The sequence below is a fragment of the Streptomyces sp. NPDC104309 genome (genome assembly GCF_055584025.1).
In genome coordinates this window covers 257,870-276,997 of record NZ_JBVJMV010000006.1, presented here as the reverse complement: position 1 = coordinate 276,997, position 19,128 = coordinate 257,870, and the positions used below count along the sequence as shown (strand labels likewise).

The 19,128-nt window shown below is 70.0% G+C and carries 18 protein-coding genes; 7 read left to right on the top strand and 11 right to left on the bottom strand.

Annotated features, from left to right (window positions below):
• The first annotated feature begins 5 nt into the window (after positions 1–5).
• Together ACZ68L_RS11755 and ACZ68L_RS11750 are read left to right on the top strand one after the other, a co-directional pair.
• Complete coding sequence (locus tag ACZ68L_RS11755) at positions 6–188, top strand: hypothetical protein (RefSeq protein ID WP_469576264.1); 183 nt, start codon at positions 6–8, stop codon at positions 186–188.
• Positions 189–202: 14 nt separating this feature from the next.
• Positions 203–406, top strand: a complete 204-nt coding sequence (locus tag ACZ68L_RS11750) for a hypothetical protein (protein ID WP_469576262.1) — start codon at positions 203–205, stop codon at positions 404–406.
• Between the two features lie 10 nt (positions 407–416).
• Here the strand turns inward: ACZ68L_RS11750 and ACZ68L_RS11745 are convergent, their stop codons facing one another.
• The 8 genes from ACZ68L_RS11745 to ACZ68L_RS11710 all read right to left on the bottom strand — a co-directional run bounded on the left by ACZ68L_RS11745 (position 417) and on the right by ACZ68L_RS11710 (position 11,094).
• Positions 417–1,304 (bottom strand): polysaccharide deacetylase family protein, encoded by an 888-nt coding sequence (locus tag ACZ68L_RS11745; protein WP_469576260.1) that lies wholly within the window; start codon positions 1,302–1,304, stop codon positions 417–419.
• Between the two features lie 17 nt (positions 1,305–1,321).
• Positions 1,322–2,230, bottom strand: a complete 909-nt coding sequence (locus ACZ68L_RS11740; protein WP_469576259.1) for an NAD-dependent epimerase/dehydratase family protein — start codon at positions 2,228–2,230, stop codon at positions 1,322–1,324.
• A gap of 10 nt (positions 2,231–2,240) precedes the next feature.
• Positions 2,241–4,463, bottom strand: coding sequence for an FAD-dependent oxidoreductase (locus tag ACZ68L_RS11735; RefSeq protein WP_469576257.1), 2,223 nt, complete (start codon positions 4,461–4,463; stop codon positions 2,241–2,243).
• Between the two features lie 3 nt (positions 4,464–4,466).
• A complete protein-coding gene (locus ACZ68L_RS11730) occupies positions 4,467–6,758 on the bottom strand; it encodes a hypothetical protein (RefSeq protein ID WP_469576255.1) in 2,292 nt (763 codons plus the stop codon).
• Between the two features lie 53 nt (positions 6,759–6,811).
• Positions 6,812–7,690: a carbohydrate ABC transporter permease gene (locus tag ACZ68L_RS11725; protein ID WP_469576254.1), complete on the bottom strand. Its 879-nt coding sequence runs from the start codon at positions 7,688–7,690 to the stop codon at positions 6,812–6,814.
• Positions 7,687–8,643, bottom strand: coding sequence for a carbohydrate ABC transporter permease (locus ACZ68L_RS11720; protein ID WP_469576253.1), 957 nt, complete (start codon positions 8,641–8,643; stop codon positions 7,687–7,689). Before ACZ68L_RS11720 ends, ACZ68L_RS11725 begins: the two co-directional genes overlap by 4 nt.
• Positions 8,644–8,649: 6 nt before the next feature.
• Positions 8,650–10,029 carry an ABC transporter substrate-binding protein gene (locus ACZ68L_RS11715; RefSeq protein ID WP_469576251.1) on the bottom strand — a complete coding sequence of 460 codons (1,380 nt, stop codon included), beginning with the start codon at positions 10,027–10,029 and terminating at the stop codon, positions 8,650–8,652.
• A gap of 81 nt (positions 10,030–10,110) precedes the next feature.
• On the bottom strand, positions 10,111–11,094 hold the full coding sequence (locus ACZ68L_RS11710) for a LacI family DNA-binding transcriptional regulator (protein WP_469576249.1): 984 nt from the start codon (positions 11,092–11,094) through the stop codon (positions 10,111–10,113).
• Between the two features lie 190 nt (positions 11,095–11,284).
• On the opposite strand from ACZ68L_RS11710, the gene ACZ68L_RS11705 reads away from it, so the two are divergent.
• Positions 11,285–12,427 (top strand): mandelate racemase/muconate lactonizing enzyme family protein, encoded by a 1,143-nt coding sequence (locus ACZ68L_RS11705; RefSeq protein WP_469576248.1) that lies wholly within the window; start codon positions 11,285–11,287, stop codon positions 12,425–12,427.
• A gap of 233 nt (positions 12,428–12,660) precedes the next feature.
• On the opposite strand, the gene ACZ68L_RS11700 is transcribed toward ACZ68L_RS11705, so the two are convergent.
• From ACZ68L_RS11700 to zapE, 3 genes are all read right to left on the bottom strand, one after another.
• Positions 12,661–14,040 carry an alkaline phosphatase PhoX gene (locus ACZ68L_RS11700; protein WP_469576246.1) on the bottom strand — a complete coding sequence of 460 codons (1,380 nt, stop codon included), beginning with the start codon at positions 14,038–14,040 and terminating at the stop codon, positions 12,661–12,663.
• A 124-nt stretch (positions 14,041–14,164) separates the two neighbouring features.
• Positions 14,165–14,590 carry an OsmC family protein gene (locus tag ACZ68L_RS11695; RefSeq protein WP_469576245.1) on the bottom strand — a complete coding sequence of 142 codons (426 nt, stop codon included), beginning with the start codon at positions 14,588–14,590 and terminating at the stop codon, positions 14,165–14,167.
• Positions 14,591–14,691: 101 nt separating this feature from the next.
• The gene (gene zapE / locus ACZ68L_RS11690) at positions 14,692–15,831 is read right to left on the bottom strand and encodes a cell division protein ZapE (protein ID WP_469576243.1); all 1,140 of its coding nucleotides are present in this window, start codon (positions 15,829–15,831) and stop codon (positions 14,692–14,694) included.
• Between the two features lie 37 nt (positions 15,832–15,868).
• Here zapE and ACZ68L_RS11685 point away from each other — a divergent pair, with 37 nt between their 5' ends.
• From ACZ68L_RS11685 to msrB, 4 genes are all read left to right on the top strand, one after another.
• Positions 15,869–16,633: a pyrimidine reductase family protein gene (locus ACZ68L_RS11685; RefSeq protein ID WP_469576242.1), complete on the top strand. Its 765-nt coding sequence runs from the start codon at positions 15,869–15,871 to the stop codon at positions 16,631–16,633.
• Positions 16,634–16,782: 149 nt separating this feature from the next.
• Positions 16,783–17,235 carry an indole-3-glycerol phosphate synthase gene (locus ACZ68L_RS11680; protein ID WP_093899314.1) on the top strand — a complete coding sequence of 151 codons (453 nt, stop codon included), beginning with the start codon at positions 16,783–16,785 and terminating at the stop codon, positions 17,233–17,235.
• A 40-nt stretch (positions 17,236–17,275) separates the two neighbouring features.
• On the top strand, positions 17,276–18,670 hold the full coding sequence (gene murC / locus ACZ68L_RS11675) for a UDP-N-acetylmuramate--L-alanine ligase (RefSeq protein ID WP_469576240.1): 1,395 nt from the start codon (positions 17,276–17,278) through the stop codon (positions 18,668–18,670).
• A gap of 9 nt (positions 18,671–18,679) precedes the next feature.
• On the top strand, positions 18,680–19,087 hold the full coding sequence (gene msrB, locus ACZ68L_RS11670) for a peptide-methionine (R)-S-oxide reductase MsrB (RefSeq protein WP_391740499.1): 408 nt from the start codon (positions 18,680–18,682) through the stop codon (positions 19,085–19,087).
• The last annotated feature ends 41 nt before the right edge of the window (positions 19,088–19,128 follow it).

The following is a 19,128-nucleotide window of genomic DNA, read 5'->3' as shown; positions in this document are numbered from 1 at the left end:
CATGGGTGCTTGCCGCACCGCTGGCCCTGGTGACCAGCGGTTCGCCCGCGCATCACGCCGTGACGGGGCTGGTCACCGGCTCGCGGACCGGCACGGTGCACCTGCCGGTCCTGCCGCTGCTCGCGGCCACCGCCCTCGCGGCTGCGGCGGTCGCGTTCACCTGCGGACTCAGCTCGTTGCGCGGCTGAGTAGGCTCGTACGCATGGACGAGCGCCAGGACGAGTCATACCGTGGGACGCCCGCCGTCGCCCCCGCACCCGCCGGGGCGGAGCCCGCCGCGGGACCTCCGTACGCCGAGTGCGTCCTGTGCCGGAAACCGACCGAGTACCCCGAGTCGGTCAAGGGCAGCACGCTCTGCCCGGTCTGCGAATGGCAGGAGGCCCAGCGCACGGCGTGCTCGGGCTGACTCCGCCCGGTCAGCCGCGCATCAGGTCGGAGACCTTCACGAAGCGGTACCCGCGCCTGCGCAGCTCCGGGACCACCCGGCCCACCGCCTGGTCCGTGACCGGTGCCGCGCTGCGGGTGCAGTGCATGACGACCAGGGAGCCGGGACGCACCCCGTCCAGCACCTGCTGCGCCACCGCGTCCGCGTTCGTCGCGAACGCGTCGCCGCTGACCACGTCCCACTGCACCGCCGTCACCCTCTCGGGCGCGAGCGCGCGCCGCACCGCGTCGTCGTAGCAGCCGCCGGGGAAGCGGAAGTACGGCACCACATCGCGCACACCGGCCTTCCGGAACGCGGCGAAGGCCCGTTCCACATCGCCGCGCATGTCGCGCTTCGCCACGGTCGGCAGCCCGTAGCAGGGGGACGTGAAGGCGTAGTGGCTGTACGAGTGGTTGGCGACCTCGAAGAGCGGATCGGCGCCGATGGACCGGGCCTGCGCCGGGTACTCATCGGCCCACCGCCCCGTCATGAACACCGTCGCGGGCACCTTCAACCGGCGCAGCAGCGCGATCAGTTCGGGGTTGTCGAAGTGCTCGCCCGCAGCCGCGCGCGGGCCCTCGTCGGCCGTCATGTCGGCGTCGAAGGTCAGCGCCACCACCTTCTCGCCCGTCCGTGCCCCGTGTGCGAAGACCGGCGTCAGCCCGCCCGGGGCCGGAGCGAGGGTGGGCGGCTGCTTCGTCGCGGTGGGGGTCGCGCCCACGGACGGCGATGCCGAGGGGGCATGGACGGCAGCGGGGGTACGCCCTCCGGCCGAGGGGTGGTCGGTGGAGGACGTACTGCCGCTCCCACAGCCGGCGAGACTGCCGAGCACCGTACCCAGAACAGCCAGAGCCGTAAGCTTTCGTGCAGAGTTGATCACTCGCGGAAAGTATCTGACTATCCGATGAAGGGGTGCATGCGGCGCTCCTGCGCATCGAAGTCGCTCCCGGATTCACTCGGGCCGTCCAGCAGATGCTCCGCGGTGAAGCCGAGGAGTCGTCGCGCGGCCGTGGTGTCCACCGGCGCGGTACGTCCGGGCAGCGGGCGCAGCAGCCGGGCGGTCGGGTGATAGCGGCGCAGGAGTTCCTCCGTCGGGAACGGCACGAGCGTCTCGGGAGCGCACAGATGTACCGCGTGCGCACCCGGGCCGGGTACGTCGAGGGCCAGCAGGGCGGCCCGTGCGGCGTCCCGGACCTCCAGATAGGTCCACAGATCCCGGGCACCGGCGGCCGGTTCTGCGGTGAGACGTGCCGCGTGCGCGCGCAGCCGCTCGTCGAAGCCGCCGACGAACGGGTAGCGCAGGCAGATCACGCTCATCGAGTGCCGCCGTGCCATCATCGTGGCCGTCGTCTCGTCGACCTGCTTGGACAGCCCGTACGCGTCCTCCACCTGGGGCGTCATGGCCTCGTCGACCGGGACGTACGAGGGGTGCGGGGCCGGATCGCCCGACCAGGGGAGGCCGGTGACCCCCCAGGAGCTCGCGACCGCCGCATGCCGCACACCGGCTCGTCCCGCCTCCTCCAGGACCGTGAACGTGGTCAGGGTGTTGGTGGCGAAGACCTCCTGCGGGGTGTTGCGCTGCGGTGTGGGGATGGCGGCCAGATGGATCACCGCGTCGGCCCCGTCCAGCGCCGCCCGCACGGTGTCCGTGTCGGCGGCGTCGCCCGTCACGACCAGCCGCGCGGGCAGGTCACCCGGGTCCTCCAGGACGAGGGCGTTCGCGGCGATGTCGCGCTCGGCGAGCAGGGCCAGCACCGCCCGGCCGATCCGCCCGGCAGCGCCTGTGACCAGAACCCTGGTGACCATGCTCATGCTCCTACGCGTACGCGCGAACGGCGACGATGTGCGCCGACGCGGCTCCGTTGGTTGCCTCGACGACGATCCTCACCGCTGCCGCGGTGACCGGCTCGTCCAGGGCGTGGACCTGGCGGCGGCGCCGGTTGTCCCTCGTGCGGGAGACGGTCCGCCAGACACCGTCCGGGCCGAGCGCCTCGACACGGTAGTCCCGCAGCAGGGTGGGCAGTGTGTCGAACGGGGTCCTGTGGTGGTGCAGGTTGATCAGGTCCTCGTTGACGTCGTCGTCGGCGAGGACGTCGATCCGGCTGAGCGTGACCGGCTGCGGCCAGGCCAGCTCCAGCCAGGCTCCGACGCCCTCCTGGAGCGGAGCGGAGACCCACATGTGCGGGCCGGCGTACGGGCGGGCGTAGCCGTCCACCGCCTTGGCGGGGGCGTACGCGGAGGTTTCCCCCGCCCGGAAACAGAAGGCGCGTCGCTGCAGGCCGGTGTCGGTCCACTCGCGCAGCGGCTGCGGCGACTCGTCCTGGGGTCTCAACGGAATGCGGGTGAGGCTCAGGACGCCCGGGGCCGGCCCGTCGGTGCTGTACAGGGCGAGATCCTCGTTGGCGCGCACGACGACGAAGGCGTTGCGGGCGCTCTCGGGCGACCACCGCAGTCCTGTCGCGACCCACTGTTTCGCCCCGGCCGCGACCGGGACGGTGACGGAGGCGAGGAGGCGGCGGGGGACGTAGTTCTGGCCGAGCTCCGGGTCGTGGAGCTCGACGACGAGTTCCGTGTCCCGCTCGGCGTCGACGAGCAGTTCGAGGCCGGTCAGCTCGGGATCGACGGGCAGTACCAGCCCCGCGTCGGCGGTCAGCGGCCACCGCTCCAGCGGTGTCGCGAGCGTGAGAGCGGTCAGACTGGACGAGGCCGTGACGGTGGCGCGCAGGGCCAGGTCGTCCGGGTCGGCCGAGGCCAGACCGACGACGGAGGCGTCCTCGCGCAGCAGGGTGCGTTGCAGCGCCGGCACGTCCAGTGCGCGTGGAGTGACTCCTTCCGCGACACACAGCGCGGCGGCGGTGCCCGCCGCCTGGCCGATCGTGGCGCAGGTCGCCATGACCCGGGTGGAGCCGAAGGCGACATGGCTGGCGGAGATGTTGCGTCCGGCGAAGAGCAGGTTCGTGGTGTTCACCGAGTACAGACTTCGGTAGGGAATGTGGTAAATGCCGTCCGCATAGCGCTGCTTGGCCCCGTCCTCACCGGCGTACATGCCCTTCGGCGGATGCAGATCGATGGACCAGCCGCCGAACGCGACCCGGTCGGCGAACTCGGTCTGGTCGAGTATGTCCCCCTGGTGGAGCACGTGGTCGCCGAGGAAGCGCCGGTACTCGCGCTTGCCGGGCACCGAACCCACCCACTCCAGTGTCATGTTCTCGGCGTCGAACTCTCCGGAGTTCTTGATGTGGTCCCAGATGCCGTGGATGACCGCCCACAACTCGTCACGGATGCGCTCGTTGTCGTGCACCGTGTCGAGCTCTCCGCCGAACTCGATCCACCAGTACGCACAGCCGTTGTCGCCGGACTTGATGACGCGGCGCTGCGGGATGGACGTCTCGGCGATGTTCCTGGCGAAGTCCGGCGGCACGTACTTGACCGGGCGTCCCGCGTCCTTGGTGTAGAAGAGCAGGGTCGACCCCAGCGTGATGCGATCGGCCGTCTCGGGTGCCCACGGTTCGAGGTACTCCGCCCGCGACTCCCGGCCGATGCGGTGGCGGGCGCCCGCCAGAGCACCGATGAGGCCGTCTCCCGAACAGTCCAGGAACACCTCGCTCTCGAAGCGGACGCGACGCTCCGAGCCCATCATCCAGCCGGTGACGGCGGTGATGTGCCGGGCGTCCTCGGGCCCGTCCGCGTCCACTTCGCGCACATCGGTGTTGAGGTAGAGCGTGATGCCGGGCTCGGCCCGGACGGCGTCCAGGACGACGGTGTCCCAGTAGTAGGGGTTGCCGTCCGGGTTGCGGAACTGGTTCTCGACGAACAGCTCACCCATGATGCCGCCCTCGCGGGCGTGGTGGTTCTTCCCGTGCCCGGTGGCGCCGCAGACCCAGACCCGCACCTCGCTGCTGGAATTGCCGCCCAGCACCGGCCGGTTGTTGATCAGTGCTACCGAACGGCCCAGCCGGGCGGCGGCGATCGCCGCGCAGACTCCGGCCAGCCCGCCGCCGACGACGGTGATGTCATGCCGTGCGGTTTCGTTCCTCATCGCTTACTTCCAATCGGGGTTGGCCGCGAGGCCGTAGTAGATGCGCGGCGCACCGTCGAGACGCAACGAGACCTTGCCGTCGGCCGCCGTGAGGGTGCGTTCCTGACCGATGCAATTCAGCTCCCTCACCGTGCCGTTCACGGCGGCGGAGTGCGCCACGACCACCGTGTTCGTCGTCCAGGTGTCGACCCAGGGCTCCGGCGAGGCATACCAGGGATCGTCTCCGTGGTCGGAGTTGAGGATGTAGCCGTCCTTGCGGCTCCACAGGATCGAGACCGGGCCGTCCGGCGTGGTGAAGAGCAGGCCCTTGACGTCCGGGGCGGCGAAGACGAGCGGGCGGACGAAGGAGGCGCGGTCGAGGACGCGGGCGGCGGTGGCGTAGGCGAGCAGCGAGGGCTTGGCACTCGTGTCGCGGTTCATCAGGCCGAAGTGGTACTCGATGTCGGCGGGGTTGGCCTCCTGGGCGTGCAGAACGGTCGAGTCGTGCAGCTGGTACCAGTTGACGCCGCGTACGCCTTCGGACTTGGCGAGGGCGAGGGTCAGCAGTACGTTCTCGGCGGCGTGCCGGTAGGTGTCGGTCCACCAGGCGTTGGGCCGGGTGGACGCGTACGCCTCGGTCAGCCAGAGCTCCTTGTTCCCGCCGTACTCCGCGATGACCTGCTTGGCCTTGCGAAGGGCGCCGAGGAAGTTCCAGTACGTGCCCGCCGCGCCCTGTGTCCACTCCTGCGGCGGGGGGGCGTAGTCAGGGGTGAAATTGCCGCGGCCGGGGTGGAAGGCGAAGGCGTCGATGAGATCCCAGCCGCCGGCGGCCTTGAATCTCTCGGTCCAGACGTAGTCCATGCCGCCGAGGCCCGCGTTCATGACCTTCATGGTCGATCCGGCGGCGGCCAGCCGGTCCGTGACCTGGCGCAGCCCGTCGCTGATGTACGCCTCGACGCCCCTCCCCTGCATCCAGGGGTTGTTGACCTCGTTGCTCACCTCGAAGTACTGGGCCTTTGCCGCGATCGCCCTGGCGACGTTGGTGTCGGCCCAGCCGGCGATCTGCTCGGCGCTGCCGCCGATCGGGATGCCGCTGAGTTCGACGTTGTGCGCGATGCCGTGCGCGTCCAGGGTCGCGATGTCGATGCCGGGCGCGCCCGCGTAGGCGATCCGGATCCACTTGACGCCGATCGTCTTCAGCAGTCCGAGTACGGCGTCCTTGCCCGGCTTGAGCAGCCAGGGGTAGTTGGCGATGCCGAACATGGACTCCGGCCCCGCCTGGTAGGAGAAGTCCGGCAGCACGGCGAGGTTGGTGCGGGCAAGTGCCCGGTCGCCGCCCCCGACCGCCTCCACCTCGGTGAAGACGATGCCCTGGGACGGCGAGGCGAGGGTGAAGGAGGCGTCCCACGCCGTGCCCGGATCCAGCGTCCTGGAGACCGCGCCATCGGCGATCACCGTGCCCGCGTAGTCGCGTGCCCACCAGTTCAGGGTCACCGGCCTCGGCGCGGATCCGCCGTTGACGACCTGCGCCTTGAGCGTCATGGTCTGTCCGGCGGCCTTGTACAGATTGAACGGCTGGTCGGTCCACACCTCCACGCCGAGCGGCCGGGCGGCCGCGATCGCCCCCGCGGCGCGCGGCCGCAGAGCACCGAGCACGAGGTCCGCCTCGGTGACGGCGGTGGCCGTGCCGGTCGCCGTACCGGGGGAGTGGACCCATGTGGCGTTGGTGTAGGCGGGGTTGGTGGAGGGCAGGCAGAAGAAGCCCTGGGTGTCCGGCCAGGTCTCGACGTACGCCCCTCCCGCGTTCGTCTCGTACGGAATGCCGCCGCGGGCGTCCCGCTCCCAGACGGTCAGTGCCTCGTACGACTCCGCCGCGCTCGTCCCGTACAGGGTGCGCCCGAACATGAAGCCCGTGGGCGTCAGCGTGCCCGAGCCGCCGACCTCCCACTTCAGGTGCGCCTTGTGCGCGGTGACATCGAAGGTGCCCCGCACGGTGACGCCGGGAGCGCCGCTGCCCATGGTGTACGTGACCCGGAGGGCGGGCCTCCCGTCGGGCAGGGTGATCTGCTGCGGCGTGCCGCCGAAGGTGCGCTGCTGGCCCAGCACACTGTCCTTGATCATGAAGTGGGTGAGCAGGACGCGGTCGGTCGCCGCGCTGCCCTGGACGAGCACGCTGCCGTCGCTCCGGCCGATGAGCGTGATGCCCTCGGCGGAGACGGTGACCGGGTCCGCGGCGTGCGCGGTGCCCGTCGGAAGCAGTGCGGCACCCGTGGCGACGGCCGTTCCTTGGAGGAATCCGCGGCGGTGAACTGGCATGGAGATGCCTTTCTCTTGTCCCGAAGAGGAAGGAGCATGGGTCGGGTTGCGGTTCAGCCCTTGACGCCGGTGAAGCCGAGCCCGGCGACGATGTACTTCTGGCAGACGGCGAAGACGAGGACGGGCGGGGCGACCGCGAGGACCATCGCGGCGATGAGCTGGTCCTGCGGAGCCTGGGTGGCGAGCTGGGCGAGAGCGACGCTGATCGGCTGCTTCTCGGGGTCCGTGATCGCGACCAGCGGCCAGATGAAGTCCTTCCAGCTGTGCATGACCGCCAGCAGACTGATCACGGCCAGCACCGGCCGGCTCATCGGCAGCACGATCCTCGTCAGCAGCTGGCGGGTGCTCGCGCCGTCGACGCGCGCGGCGTCGAACAGCTCCTTGGGCAGCGCGTCGAAGAACTGCTTGGCGAGCAGCACCGTGAAGGCGTTGGTACCGGCCGGCAGCCAGATCGCCCAGTAGGTGTCACCGAGGTTCAGATGCAGGAACGGAACGTCGATCACGGTCATGAAGAGGCTGACCATGTTCACCGTGTACGGCACGAACATCGTCGCCAGGATCGCCCCGTAGACGACCTTGCCGAATCGCGGCCTGAGGACGGACAGCGCGAAACCCGCGGTGGCCGAGACGAACAACTGGACGAACCACGAGCCGCCGACGACCAGGAAGGTGTTCATCAGATAGCGCCCGACACTCAGATCGGTGTACGCGGTGGCGAAGTTGCTCATCACCGGCCGGTCCGGCCACAGGGCGAGCGGCTGCGTGGTGAGCTCGGTCGGCGGTGAGACCGCGCCCTTGACCATCCAGTAGAGCGGCCCGATGCCGATGAGCAGCAGCAGAACGAGGGTGAGCAGCTGAACGGAGCGTACGGCCGCCCGGACACCCGGCCGCTGCCGGTCGTTGACGGAGACGAATGTGGTGGGAGAGGTCATGACGTGCTCCAGCTGCGGGTGGCCCGCAGATAGATCGCGGAGAGCAGGGCGAGCGCGAGCACCATCAGGAAGGAGAGCGCGGCTGCCTGGCCGTACGCGCCGTCCTGGAAGGCGTAGCGGAAGATCAGCAGCAGCACGGTGAGGGTGGAGTTCTGCGGGCCGCCCCCGGTGAAGACGTACGGCTCGGTGAAGACCTGGACGGTGTTGATGAGCTGCACCAGCAGCAACAGGCCGATGACCGGCCTCAGCTGGGGGAGCATGATGTGCCAGATCCGCCGCCCGATCCCGGCGCCGTCGACCTCGGCGGCCTCGTACAGCTCGCCCGGGATGCCGACCATCGCGGCGAGGTAGATCAGCACGGCGCCGCCCATGCCGGCCCACGTCGCCTCCAGGACCAGCGACAGCATCGCGCTGTCGGAGGATTCGAGCCAGGAGAACGGGCCGATCCCGACCGTCCCGAGAGCGTTGTTGAAGAGCCCGCTGCCCGGGTCGTAGAACCACTTCCACAGCAGGATCGCGACCACCGGCGGGATCACCACGGGCAGGTAGACGAGGAAGCGGTACACCCCCGCGCCACGCCGCACCGTGGACATGACGGCGGCCAGCACGAGTGGGGCGGGGAAGCCGATCAGGATGCCCAGGCCGACGAAGAGCAGCGTGTTCTGTACCGCGGTCCCCAGCAGCGGATCGTCGAAGACGGCGCGGAAGTTGTCGAGGCCCACCCAGGCGACCGGGTCGACGAGGTTGGTCCGCTGGAAGCTGAGCAGCAGGCTGCGCACGATCGGCCACCAGGCGAAGAGCCCGAAGACCAGGAGCGCCGGGACCAGGAAGAGCCACGCCGTGAACTGCTTGCGGGCGCTCGCGCCGCGCGGACCGGGTCGTCGGCCCGCGGGCCGCGGCAGCGGCTGCTCGAGCGCGGTTGCGGGCCGCCGGGAAGAGGTGAGCAGACTCATGACGGGCTACTTCTGGTCGGCGGAGAACTTGGCGTTGACGTCCTTCTCGGCCGCGGCCAGCAGGGCGTCGATGTCGGCGCCCCGTTCGGTGAGGACCGACTGGACGACCGGGTCGAGCGCCGTGTAGAGCTGCTGCGCCTGGTACGGCGGCTCCGGCTTGAGGGCGAGCTTCGTCAGACCGTCGGTGTACGGCCGGAAGTTCGCCTGCTCGACATTGACGTACGGCTTGATCGCCGCGTTGATCTCGTCCTGCCGCTTCGCGTCGAACACCGGCAGGGTCGGCACGCCCACCGCGGACTTGGGATCGGCGGAGAGGGCCTCGGCCTGCTGGGCGGCGATGTCCGTGCTGTACTGCGGCTCGGCATAGGCGAAGGTCAGCCACTTGACCGCGGCCGCGGCGCGCTTGCTGTTCACCGACTTCGGGACCATGTAGATGTCACCGCCGGTCAGCGTGGCGTCGCCGCCCGACTGCGGCATCGGACCGACCCCGAAGGCATCGGTGTTCTTCATGCCGAACTGCATGGTGGCGAGCCGGTAGGTGCCGGGGCTGCCCATGAACATCCCGACCTGTCCGGCCGCGAACTGCTTGATGACGTCGTTCTGGTTGTTGAGCAGATTCCTGCCCAGCGAGTCGTCCTTCCAGCGCATGTCCTTGAGCAGGCCGAGCGCCTTCTTCGTCTCCGCGCCGGTCAGCGTGGCGGTGTATGTGCCGCTCTCCCGCTTCTCCAGCTCGCCGCCGAAGGCGTACGAGAGCATCGTGAGCTGCCAGCCGCCCTGGTTGTCCTTCGACTCGTGGACGAAGCCGGCCTTGCCGGTCCTCTCGCTGATCCTCTTCGCGGCGGTCCGGACCTCCTCCCATGTCGTCGGCGGCTTGTCGGGGTCGAGACCGGCCTTCCGGAACAGCTCGCGGTTGTAGACCAGGCCCTGGGCGTACGGGTTCTGCGGTACGCCGTAGACCTGGCCGGCGCTGTCGCTGACGGGCTTGAGCACCTGCGGGTTGAACTCCTTGAAGTGGTCCCACTCGCTGAGCCGCCCGGTGATCGGCTGGACCTGCTTCTGCTGGATGAGCCGCTGCGGTTCGGTGAGCGGCACCCTGATGACGTCCTCGACATTGCCGCCGGACAGCTTGGCGGAGAACGTCAGCGGGTCGTAGACCGTCGTGGAGCCCTTGACCCGGATGCCCGGATTGGCCTTCTCGAAGTCGGCGACCTGCTTCTTGAACAGGGCCAGCGCCGGCTTGTCGGTGGCCGGTGGCATGCCCTGGACGCGGAGTACGAGGTCTCCTCCCGAGCCGGCCCCGCTCGGGGTGACGGCGGAGCAGCCCGTGAGGGCCACGGTCACGGCTATGCACCCCAGTACGGCTGCACGGTGGAATGTTCTGGACATTTCGACTCCAAGAAGGGCAGGGGAAAGCAGGGGAGGGCCCGGTGCGGGGTTTTCAGGAGGTCTGGCGGTGAGGGGTGCTGCTCAGTTCGCGGGGGCGGGACCCGTGGAAGCGCGCGGGATCAGACGGGAGCCGATCTCCACGCACGGGGCCGCGTCGCCCTTCGTCCGGCCGTTGATCGTTTCGATGAGCAGATCGCTGGCCCGGGTGGCGATCTCCTCGGGGTCGATCCTGATGGTGGTCAGATTGGGGGTGGAGACCGAGGCCAGCAACGTGTCGTCGATGCCGACGACACTGATGTCGCCGGGGACGCTGACGCCGAGGCCCGCCATCTGGTGCAGCACGCCGAGGGCGACCAGGTCGTTGTGGGCGATGACCGCCGTGGCCCCGTGCGCGGCGACCAGCGTCGCCGCGTGCACGCCGGTCTCGAACCGCGGTTCGTACGGGCCGAGTTCGACGAGGGAGAGGTCCAGCGCCTCGAAGGACTCCTGAATGGACTTGCCGCGGCTGAGCTCGGCCCGTGAGGCGTTGATGAACACACAGCGCCGGTGGCCGTACGCGCGCAGGTGCTCGACGGTCTGGGTGATACCGGCCGACAGCGAGATCCGTACCTCGGGGATGCCCGGCACATGGCGGTTCACGACCACCACCGGCATCTGGGCGGCGAGTTCGCGCAGTCGGTCCTCGGTGAGCGTGGAGGCCCACAGGACCAGACCGTCGACCCGCTTGGAGAATGCGGCGATCGTCTCCAATTCGTCGGCCTCGCGCTCGTCGCTGTCGGCGACCAGGATCGTGTAGCCCAGACGCCGGGCACGGGCCTGCATCGCCTTGACGATCGGCGGGAAGAACGGGTTGGCGATGTCCGGGACGATCAGCCCGAGGGTTCCGGTGCCGCCGCCGCGCAGGCTGCGTGCCGCCGGGTTGGGGGAGTAGCCGAGCTTGGCCGCGGCGTCGAGGATGCGCTGCCGGGTCTTCGGCTGGACCTGATCGGGTGCGGTGAACGCGCGGGACACCGTCGACACCGAGACCCCCGCGGCGCTCGCCACCTCCCGGATTGTGACTGCCACGACCGGCCTCCTCGTCTGGACCTCTGCTGGATGCGGTGGATCCTTGCGAACGTTCCCGGACGTGTCAAGAGTGTTTTCACGAGGAAAATTCGCTGTGCACAAGGGGATTGCGCTGGGCCCCACTTATTGCCGATGATGCGTTCTCAGCAACTGCCCTGCAATTGCGGGAACGTTTTCATAGAGGAGTGGCATGAAGATCACCGGCCTGGAAGTGCTGACTCTCCCCGACCACGGCGACAGCATGATGCTGGTCGTGGTCGACACCGACGAGGGCATCCACGGCTTGGGCGAAGTCGGAATCAGGTCCCGGCAGAAGGCGGTTGCGGGCGGGCTGGAGCACCTGGCCGAGCTGATCATCGGCGAGGACCCGCGGCGGATCGAGCATCTCTGGCAGGTGATGTTCCGTCGTGGCTTCTTCCCCGCCGACCGCATCCTCGGCGCCGCCGTCGCCGCCGTGGACGTGGCGCTGTGGGACATCCGCGGCAAGGCGCTCGGCGTCCCCGTGCACGAACTCCTCGGCGGCCGGGTGCGTGATCACGTACCCGCCTATGTGCACGTCGGCGACGGCTACCACGACCGGGAGTGGTTCCTCGACCGCTGCCGCGACCTCGTCTCGACGGGCTGGCGACACCTCCGCTTCGCCGCACCGCACGACGCCGACGGCGTGCTGGACGCCCGTCGTTGTCTGCGCGACACCGTCGATCTCTTCCACCAGGTACGGGACGCCGTGGGCGACGAGGTGGAGCTCGTGCTCGATGTGCACACGCGACTGGATCCGCCCGAGGCGCTGACCCTGTGCCGGGAGATCGAGGCGGCACGCCCGTACTTCGTGGAGGACCCGCTGCGCTGCGAGAACCCGGACAGCTACCGCATGCTGCGGGCGCGCACGGGCGTGCCGCTGGCAGCCGGCGAACAGTACGGTTCCAAATGGGAGTTCAGGAGCCTCATCGAGGAGGAGCTCGTCGACTACGCCCGGGTGGACATCGGCGTCGCCGCCGGTCTCACCGAGGCGAAGAAGATCGCCGCGATGGCGGAGGCCCACCACATCAAGCTCGCCACGCACAATCCCCTCGGCCCGGTCACCGCCGCGTCGTCGCTCCAGCTCAATCTCGCCTGCCCCAATGTGGCGATACAGGAGCACCAGACCGACCCCGAGCCGGCCATCGCCGGCCTCTTCATCGAACGGCCCACGGTCCTTCCCGGGCGCGTCGAGCGCAGCGACCTGCCCGGCATCGGTGTCGTCATCGACCGCGAAGAGGCCCGTAAGTACCAGGCCACTGCCGCCGAACGGCCTCATCTGCGCACGGCGGACGGGGCGTTCACCAACTGGTAGGAGATCCAGGGCTGTGGCCGGAAAGGCTGGCCGGGAGGCTCGCGGCATCCGGTGCGGTGCGTCGCGAGGCGGAGGATCGCCCTCGTGCCGGACGCACTCGGGCGATGCGGCAGCGCGGCGAGGCGCCGTGCCGGACGTCGCGAGCCGGTCAACCCTTCCGGTCACAGCACTGACCCCGGGCAGCGCGCGGGGGACGGGCGACAACGGCCCGCCCCCACGCGCGCGTCAACGCGTCAGCGCCACGGCCCCGTCACCGCGAACGTCGTCCCCGGCGTGTAGCAGTTGACGAACATCGTCGCGCCGTCCGGAGCGAACGTGACCCCGGCGAACTCGCCCCACGCGGGCTCCTCGGGCGTCCCGATGTTCTGGCGGCCCCGCGCCATCGCGTACACCTCGCCGCTCCGCGTCACGCCGAACACATGCTGCGCGCCGTCGCCGTCCTCGCACACCATCAGCCCGCCGTCGGAGGCCAGGCAGATGTTGTCCGGTGATTCGCCGGGCAGTTGGACGTCCGTACCGGGACCGAAGACGATCACCAGCGTGAGGCGGCGCCGCTTCGGTTCGTACCGCCACACCTGGCCGTAGTGGTCGGCCGCCGAACCCTGCGAGCTGTGCGCGAAACTGGAGACGAAGTAGACCGCGGACCCGCCCCAGTAGCAGCCCTCCAGCTTCTGCGCGTGCGTGATGCCCTTCGGGCCGAAGTCCTGGAACCGGATCGGGGTCACGGCCGCCTGCGGATCCGGTACGGGCACCCACTCGACGCCCTCGAAGCTCGCGCCGGTCTGCTGGACCACGGAGAGGTCGGGGACGCCCGGCACCCGCATGGCCTCCAGACGACCGCCCGCCCGCAGCGAGCCCGTCCCGCCGAGCGGCTTGTTCGGCAGGAAGCGGTAGAAGAGCCCGAACGGCTTGTCGAACGCGTCCTCCGTCTCGTACACGATCCCGCTCTTCGGATCGATCGCGATCGCCTCGTGCTGGAAGCGGCCCATCGCGGTGAGCGGCACGGCGCCGGTGCGGCGCGGATCGGCGCCGTCCACCTCGAAGACGAAGCCGTGGTCCTTGGTGTAGCCGTTGGTACCGGCCCGGTCCTCGGTCTCCTCGCAGGTCAGCCAGGTGTTCCAAGGGGTGCGGCCGCCCGCGCAGTTCACCGCGGTCCCGGCGATGGCCACGCGTTCGCCCAGGACGTTGTTGCGGCCGTCCAGCTCCAGGGCGGTGCAGCCGCCCTTGCCCATCGGGTCGTAGGTGAGGCCCTCGACGACCGGGACCGGGATCTTGGCGGTGACGCGGTTCTCGTGGTTGCGCACGAGGCGGACGTGACCGTGCCGGCCCGCGAAGGCGGCCATCCCGTCGTGGTTGCCGGGGACCTGGCCCTCGCCGGAGCGGAGCGGGTCGCCCTCCCGGGACAGGACCCGGTAGCGGAAGCCCTTCGGGAGGTCGAGCAGCCCGTCGGGGTCGGGCACCAGCGGGCCGTAGCCGCCGTGTCCCCGGGCGGCGGCGGTGCCCGCGAAGAGTTCGGAGAACGCCCCGGCGAAGGCGATCGAGGCAACGGCCGCGCCGCTGCCGGCCAGGACCTGTCGTCGGGTTGCGAGGTGTCGTGCTGCTGTTGATGACATGAGGCAACTCCCTGCTGGCGGACAGGAGAAGTGACCCGCATGTGTGTACCACGCGTTTCGTCGCGCGGAAACCATGCGGGTCACCGTGCCTCGTGCGTGTCACGGGCCCACGGGGCCCGTGGGGTCAGGCCAGGGACGCGGTGAGCGTGATCGTCGTACCCGTGAGTGCCTGGCTGACCGGGCAGTTCGCCTTGGCGTCCTCGGCGGCCTTGACGAAGCCCGCCTCGTCGAGTCCCGGCACCTCGCCCTGGACGGTGAGGTGGATACCGGTGATGCCGGTACCGGGCTGGAAGGTCACCTCGGCCCGGGTGTTCAGCCGGGTCGGCGGGGTGCCTGCCGTGGCCAGACCGTTGGACAGCGCCATCGAGAAGCAGCTGGAGTGGGCCGCCGCGATGAGCTCCTCGGGACTGGTCTTCCCGTTCGCCTTCTCCGCGCGGGACGGCCAGGAGACGTCGTAGTCACCGATGCCGGAGGAGTCGAAGGTGACGACGCCCTTGCCCTCGATCAGGTTGCCTTCCCAGACCGTGTGCGCCTGACGCGTGGTAGCCATGCTGGATCCCTTCAAACGGTGTGCGTGGTTGCTACGGGAGGAACGAGGCGCCCCGGGGCACCTCGGGTGGTACGGCCCCGAAGGGTGGTACGCCCCCGAACCTACTGCGCCACCAGCCCCTTCGCGTCGCGCGCCAGCGCCGTCAGCCGGGAGATCGCCCGGAAGTACTTCTTCCGGTACCCGCCGTTCAGCATCTCCTCGCTGAACAGCCTGTCGAACGGGACCCCGGAGGCGAGCACCGGGACCTCACGGTCGTACAGCCGGTCGGCGAGGACGACGAGCCGCAGCGCGGTCGACTGGTCCGGCACCGGCTGGACCTCGGTCAGGCAGACCGCCCGCAGGTCGTCCGTCAGCGCGCCGTAGCGGCTCGGATGGACCCGGGCGAGATGGTCGAGGAGCGAGGGGAAGTCGTCCAGGCTGGCGCCCTCGGTGGCGTACGCGGCCCGGGTGACCTGCTCGTCGGAGTACGGCGCGGGGGCCTCGGGCAGCCCGCGGTGGCGGTAGTCCTCGCCGTCGATCCGCAGCGGACGGAAGTGCGCGGACAGCCCCTGGATCTCCCGCAGGAAGTCGGCGGCGGCGAACCGGCCCTCGCCGAGCTTGCCGGGCAGCGTGTTGGAGGTGGCGGCGAGCGCGACCCCCGCCTCGACGAGCCTGCTGAGCAGCGACGACACCAGGACGGTGTCGCCCGGGTCGTCCAGCTCGAATTCGTCGATGCACAGCAGCCGGTGCTCGCTGAGCGTGCGCACGGTCTGCTGGAAGCCCAGCGCGCCGACCAGGTTCGTCAGCTCGACGAACGTGCCGAACGCCTTCAGCGAGGGCGCGGCGGGCGTGGCGTGCCAGAGGGAGGCCAGCAGATGGGTCTTGCCGACGCCGTAGCCGCCGTCGAGATAGACCCCGAGAGGGGCGGCGGGCGCCGCCGGCTTCCTGCTGAACCGCCCACCCGTCGCCCGCCACCACCCCTCCGAGGACGCGCTTCGCGCTCTCTTGTTCTTGCCGGAGCCGGTGGCATGCGCCCCGCCGAGCCCGGCCGCGAAGCCGCTCAGGACCTCGACCGCCTCGGTCTGGCTCGGCCGGCCCGGGTCCGGGACGTACGTATCGAAGCGCACGGAGTCGAAGCGCGGCGGCGGCACCATCTCGGCGACCAGCCGGTCGGCGGGAACGTGCGGCTCAAGCGCGCACAGGGACAGCGGGGCCGTTTCGGCTATGGGGCTCTGCCCCGGCACGGCGGTGGAGGACGACACAACCGTCAAGCTTAAGGGCCGTGCCAGACTGCGGGGCATGCGACGCCTCTTCCCTGTGACCGACCCGACACCGGCCGACGACGAGGGGGAGTGGAGTCTGGACGATCTGGCCGACGCCTACGCGTACCCCGAGCAGGACGCCCCCTGGCTGCGCGCCAACATGGTTTCGACGCTCGACGGCGCCGCCCAGCACGACGGGCGCTCGCAGCCGATCTCGTGCGAGAGCGACATGCGGATCTTCGGCACGTTGCGCGGTCTCGCCGATGTGGTGGTGGCGGGGGCGGAGACGGTGCGGCTGGAGGGCTACCGGCCGGCCAGGGCCCGCGAGGCCTTCGCCGCCCGCCGGGCCGCGGCCGGGCAGGGGCCCGCACCCGCGATCGCCGTGGTGAGCGGCAGCCTCGACCTGGACTTCTCGCTGCCGCTCTTCGTCTCGCCGCTCGTTCCGACCCTCGTGCTGACCGGCGCCGGAGCCCCTGAGGGCCGGATCGAGGAGGCCCGGAGGGCGGGCGCCGAGGTGGTGATCGCGGGGGAGGGGGCCCGGGTGGACCCCGCCAGGGCCGTACGGGAGCTGGCGGACCGGGGACTCAAGCGGCTGCTGACCGAGGGCGGGCCCAGGATGCTGGGTCAGTTCGTGGCGGCCGGGGTGCTGGACGAGCTCTGTCTGACCCTCTCGCCGATGCTGACCGCCGGAGACGCGCAGCGGATCGCCGGTGGCCCCTCGGTGGCCGTGCCGGAACGATTCGCCCTGGCATCGATGCTGGAAGAGGCCGGGTTCCTCTTCACCCGATACCGTCGGATCTGACCATCGGCGGAATTTACCGTTCCGCTTAGCTTCCGGTGGGCACAATTACTCTCGCAGACCCCGTGTCGGCACGGGGAAGGATGGTTTCAGCAGAGACCGGCGACGGTCACTGAAGCAGAAGGGCGCCCGTGGTGTTCACCAGCGTTTTGATGATCGAGAAGCCCCTCACTTCCGAGGACGTCGAGTTCGTCACCACCCTGCACGGGGAGGAGCAGACCTCCTTCGTCGTGCTCATGCAGCCGCGCGGTGACCAGGCCGATGTGCTGTTGCGGGCCATCGACGACCTGGCGATGGGGGAGCTGAAGGAGGCCGCCCGCGAGGGTGAGGAGCCGGAGGGCAAGAATGCCAGGCAGTCCGCCGAACTGGCACTCGAAGTATCACTCGAAGCGCTGCGGCAGGCAGGCTCGGAAGCGGTCGGACAGGTGATCGAGGAGCACCCGCTGGACAAGCTGAAGTCCGTGGTCGACGACGCCGAGGCGGACGAGGTCATCGTGCTCACCGCGCCGCACTACGTGGAGGAGTTCTTCCACCGGGACTGGGCGTCCAGGGCCCGGCACAAGGTCGGCGTACCGGTGCTCAAGCTCTTCGCGCACAGCGAATAGGCTGTGGGCCACTCGCATCGACATTTGGGGAGACATACGCATGGCACCCGGTATTCCTGCCGCCATGGAACGGCCGCACTTCATCGGCATCGGCGGCGCCGGAATGTCGGGCATCGCGAAGATCCTCACCCAGCGCGGCGCGAAGGTCGCGGGCAGTGACGCCAAGGAGTCGGGCACGGCCGAGGCACTGCGGGCGCTGGGGGCGACCGTCCACATCGGGCACGCCGCCGCACATCTGGCGGACGACGCCTCGTGCGTGGTCGTCTCCAGCGCCATCCGCCCCGACAATCCGGAGCTGGTGCGCGCCGCCGAGCTGTCGATCCCCGTCGTGCACCGCTCCGACGCGCTGGCCTCCCTGATGGGCGGCCTGCGCGCGATCGCGGTGGCCGGTACGCACGGCAAGACGACCACCACGTCGATGCTGGCCGTCGCCCTGTCCGAACTGAACCTCGACCCCTCGTACGCCATCGGCGGCGACCTCGCGGGCCCCGGCACCAACGCCGCGCACGGCGAGGGCGAGATCTTCGTCGCGGAGGCGGACGAAAGCGACCGCAGCTTCCAGAAGTACGACCCCGAGGTCGCGATCGTCCTCAATGTCGAGCTGGACCACCACGCGAACTACGCCTCGATGGACGAGATCTACGAGTCCTTCGAGACGTTCGCCGGCAAGATCGTTGCCGGCGGCACCCTGGTGATCTCCGCCGACCAGGCCGGCGCCGTCGAACTGACGAAGCGGGTGCGTGACCTCTCCTCGGTGAAGGTCGTCACCTACGGCGCGTCCGAGACCGCCGACGTACGCGTCCACAAGGTCACCCCGCGCGGTCTGACCAGCGAGGTCACGGTCGTCCTGAACGGGAAGTACCTCACGTTCACGGTCTCCGTGCCCGGCCGCCACTACGCCCTCAACGCGGTCGCGGCCCTCGCCGCCGGTGTGGCCCTCGGCATCCCGGCCCACAACCTGGCCTCGGCCCTCGGCAAGTACACCGGCGTCAAGCGCCGCCTCCAGCTCAAGGGCGAGGCGGCGGGCGTGCAGGTCATCGACTCGTACGCGCACCACCCCACCGAGATGACCGCCGACCTCGAAGCGATGCGCGGCGCCGCGTCCGACGCCCGTCTCCTGGTCGTTTTCCAGCCCCACCTCTTCTCCCGCACCCAGGAACTCGGCACCGAGATGGGGCAGGCACTCGCACTGGCGGACGCCTCCGTGGTCCTGGACATCTACCCGGCCCGTGAGGACCCGATCCCCGGTATCACCAGCGCCCTGATCATCGACGCGGCGAGGAGCGCGGGGGCCGATGTCGCCGCCGCCCATGAAAAGGCGGCGGTCCCCGAGATCGTCGCGGGAATGGCGAAGCCCGGCGACCTCGTTCTCACCATGGGGGCGGGCGACGTCACGGACCTCGGCCCGCAGATCCTGGACCACCTGTCGAGCTGAGGGAGCGACGTGTCGTACGACATCGAGAAGCCGGACGAGCAGTGGCGGGCGGAGCTGACCCCCGCCGAGTACGCGGTCCTGCGCCAGGCCGGCACCGAACCCGCCTTCGTCGGCGAATACACCGACACCAAGACCACGGGCGTCTACTCCTGCCGCGCCTGCGACGCGGAGCTGTTCCGCTCCGACACCAAATTCGAGTCGCACTGCGGCTGGCCGTCCTTCTACGACCCCAAGGACTCCGATGCCGTCGAACTGATCCAGGACCGCAGCCACGGCATGGTCCGCACCGAGGTCCGCTGCGCCCGCTGCGGATCGCACCTCGGCCATGTCTTCGAGGGCGAGGGCTACCCGACCCCGACGGACCAGCGGTACTGCATCAACTCGATCTCACTGCGCCTGACGCCCGACGAGGGCTGACGGCGAAACGGCCGGGGCACGACGGCCGAGGGCGGCCGGGC

Bases quoted from the DNA above. Each gene is read 5' to 3' on its own strand.
- ACZ68L_RS11750 (WP_469576262.1), top strand. From the start codon at position 203: ATGGACGAGCGCCAGGACGAGTCATACCGTGGGACGCCCGCCGTCGCC.
- ACZ68L_RS11740 (WP_469576259.1), bottom strand. From the start codon at position 2,230: ATGGTCACCAGGGTTCTGGTCACAGGCGCTGCCGGGCGGATCGGCCGG.
- ACZ68L_RS11735 (WP_469576257.1), bottom strand. From the start codon at position 4,463: ATGAGGAACGAAACCGCACGGCATGACATCACCGTCGTCGGCGGCGGG.
- ACZ68L_RS11730 (WP_469576255.1), bottom strand. From the start codon at position 6,758: ATGCCAGTTCACCGCCGCGGATTCCTCCAAGGAACGGCCGTCGCCACG.
- ACZ68L_RS11725 (WP_469576254.1), bottom strand. From the start codon at position 7,690: ATGACCTCTCCCACCACATTCGTCTCCGTCAACGACCGGCAGCGGCCG.
- ACZ68L_RS11720 (WP_469576253.1), bottom strand. From the start codon at position 8,643: ATGAGTCTGCTCACCTCTTCCCGGCGGCCCGCAACCGCGCTCGAGCAG.
- ACZ68L_RS11715 (WP_469576251.1), bottom strand. From the start codon at position 10,029: ATGTCCAGAACATTCCACCGTGCAGCCGTACTGGGGTGCATAGCCGTG.
- ACZ68L_RS11705 (WP_469576248.1), top strand. From the start codon at position 11,285: ATGAAGATCACCGGCCTGGAAGTGCTGACTCTCCCCGACCACGGCGAC.
- ACZ68L_RS11700 (WP_469576246.1), bottom strand. From the start codon at position 14,040: ATGTCATCAACAGCAGCACGACACCTCGCAACCCGACGACAGGTCCTG.
- ACZ68L_RS11695 (WP_469576245.1), bottom strand. From the start codon at position 14,590: ATGGCTACCACGCGTCAGGCGCACACGGTCTGGGAAGGCAACCTGATC.
- ACZ68L_RS11685 (WP_469576242.1), top strand. From the start codon at position 15,869: ATGCGACGCCTCTTCCCTGTGACCGACCCGACACCGGCCGACGACGAG.
- ACZ68L_RS11680 (WP_093899314.1), top strand. From the start codon at position 16,783: ATGATCGAGAAGCCCCTCACTTCCGAGGACGTCGAGTTCGTCACCACC.
- murC (WP_469576240.1), top strand. From the start codon at position 17,276: ATGGCACCCGGTATTCCTGCCGCCATGGAACGGCCGCACTTCATCGGC.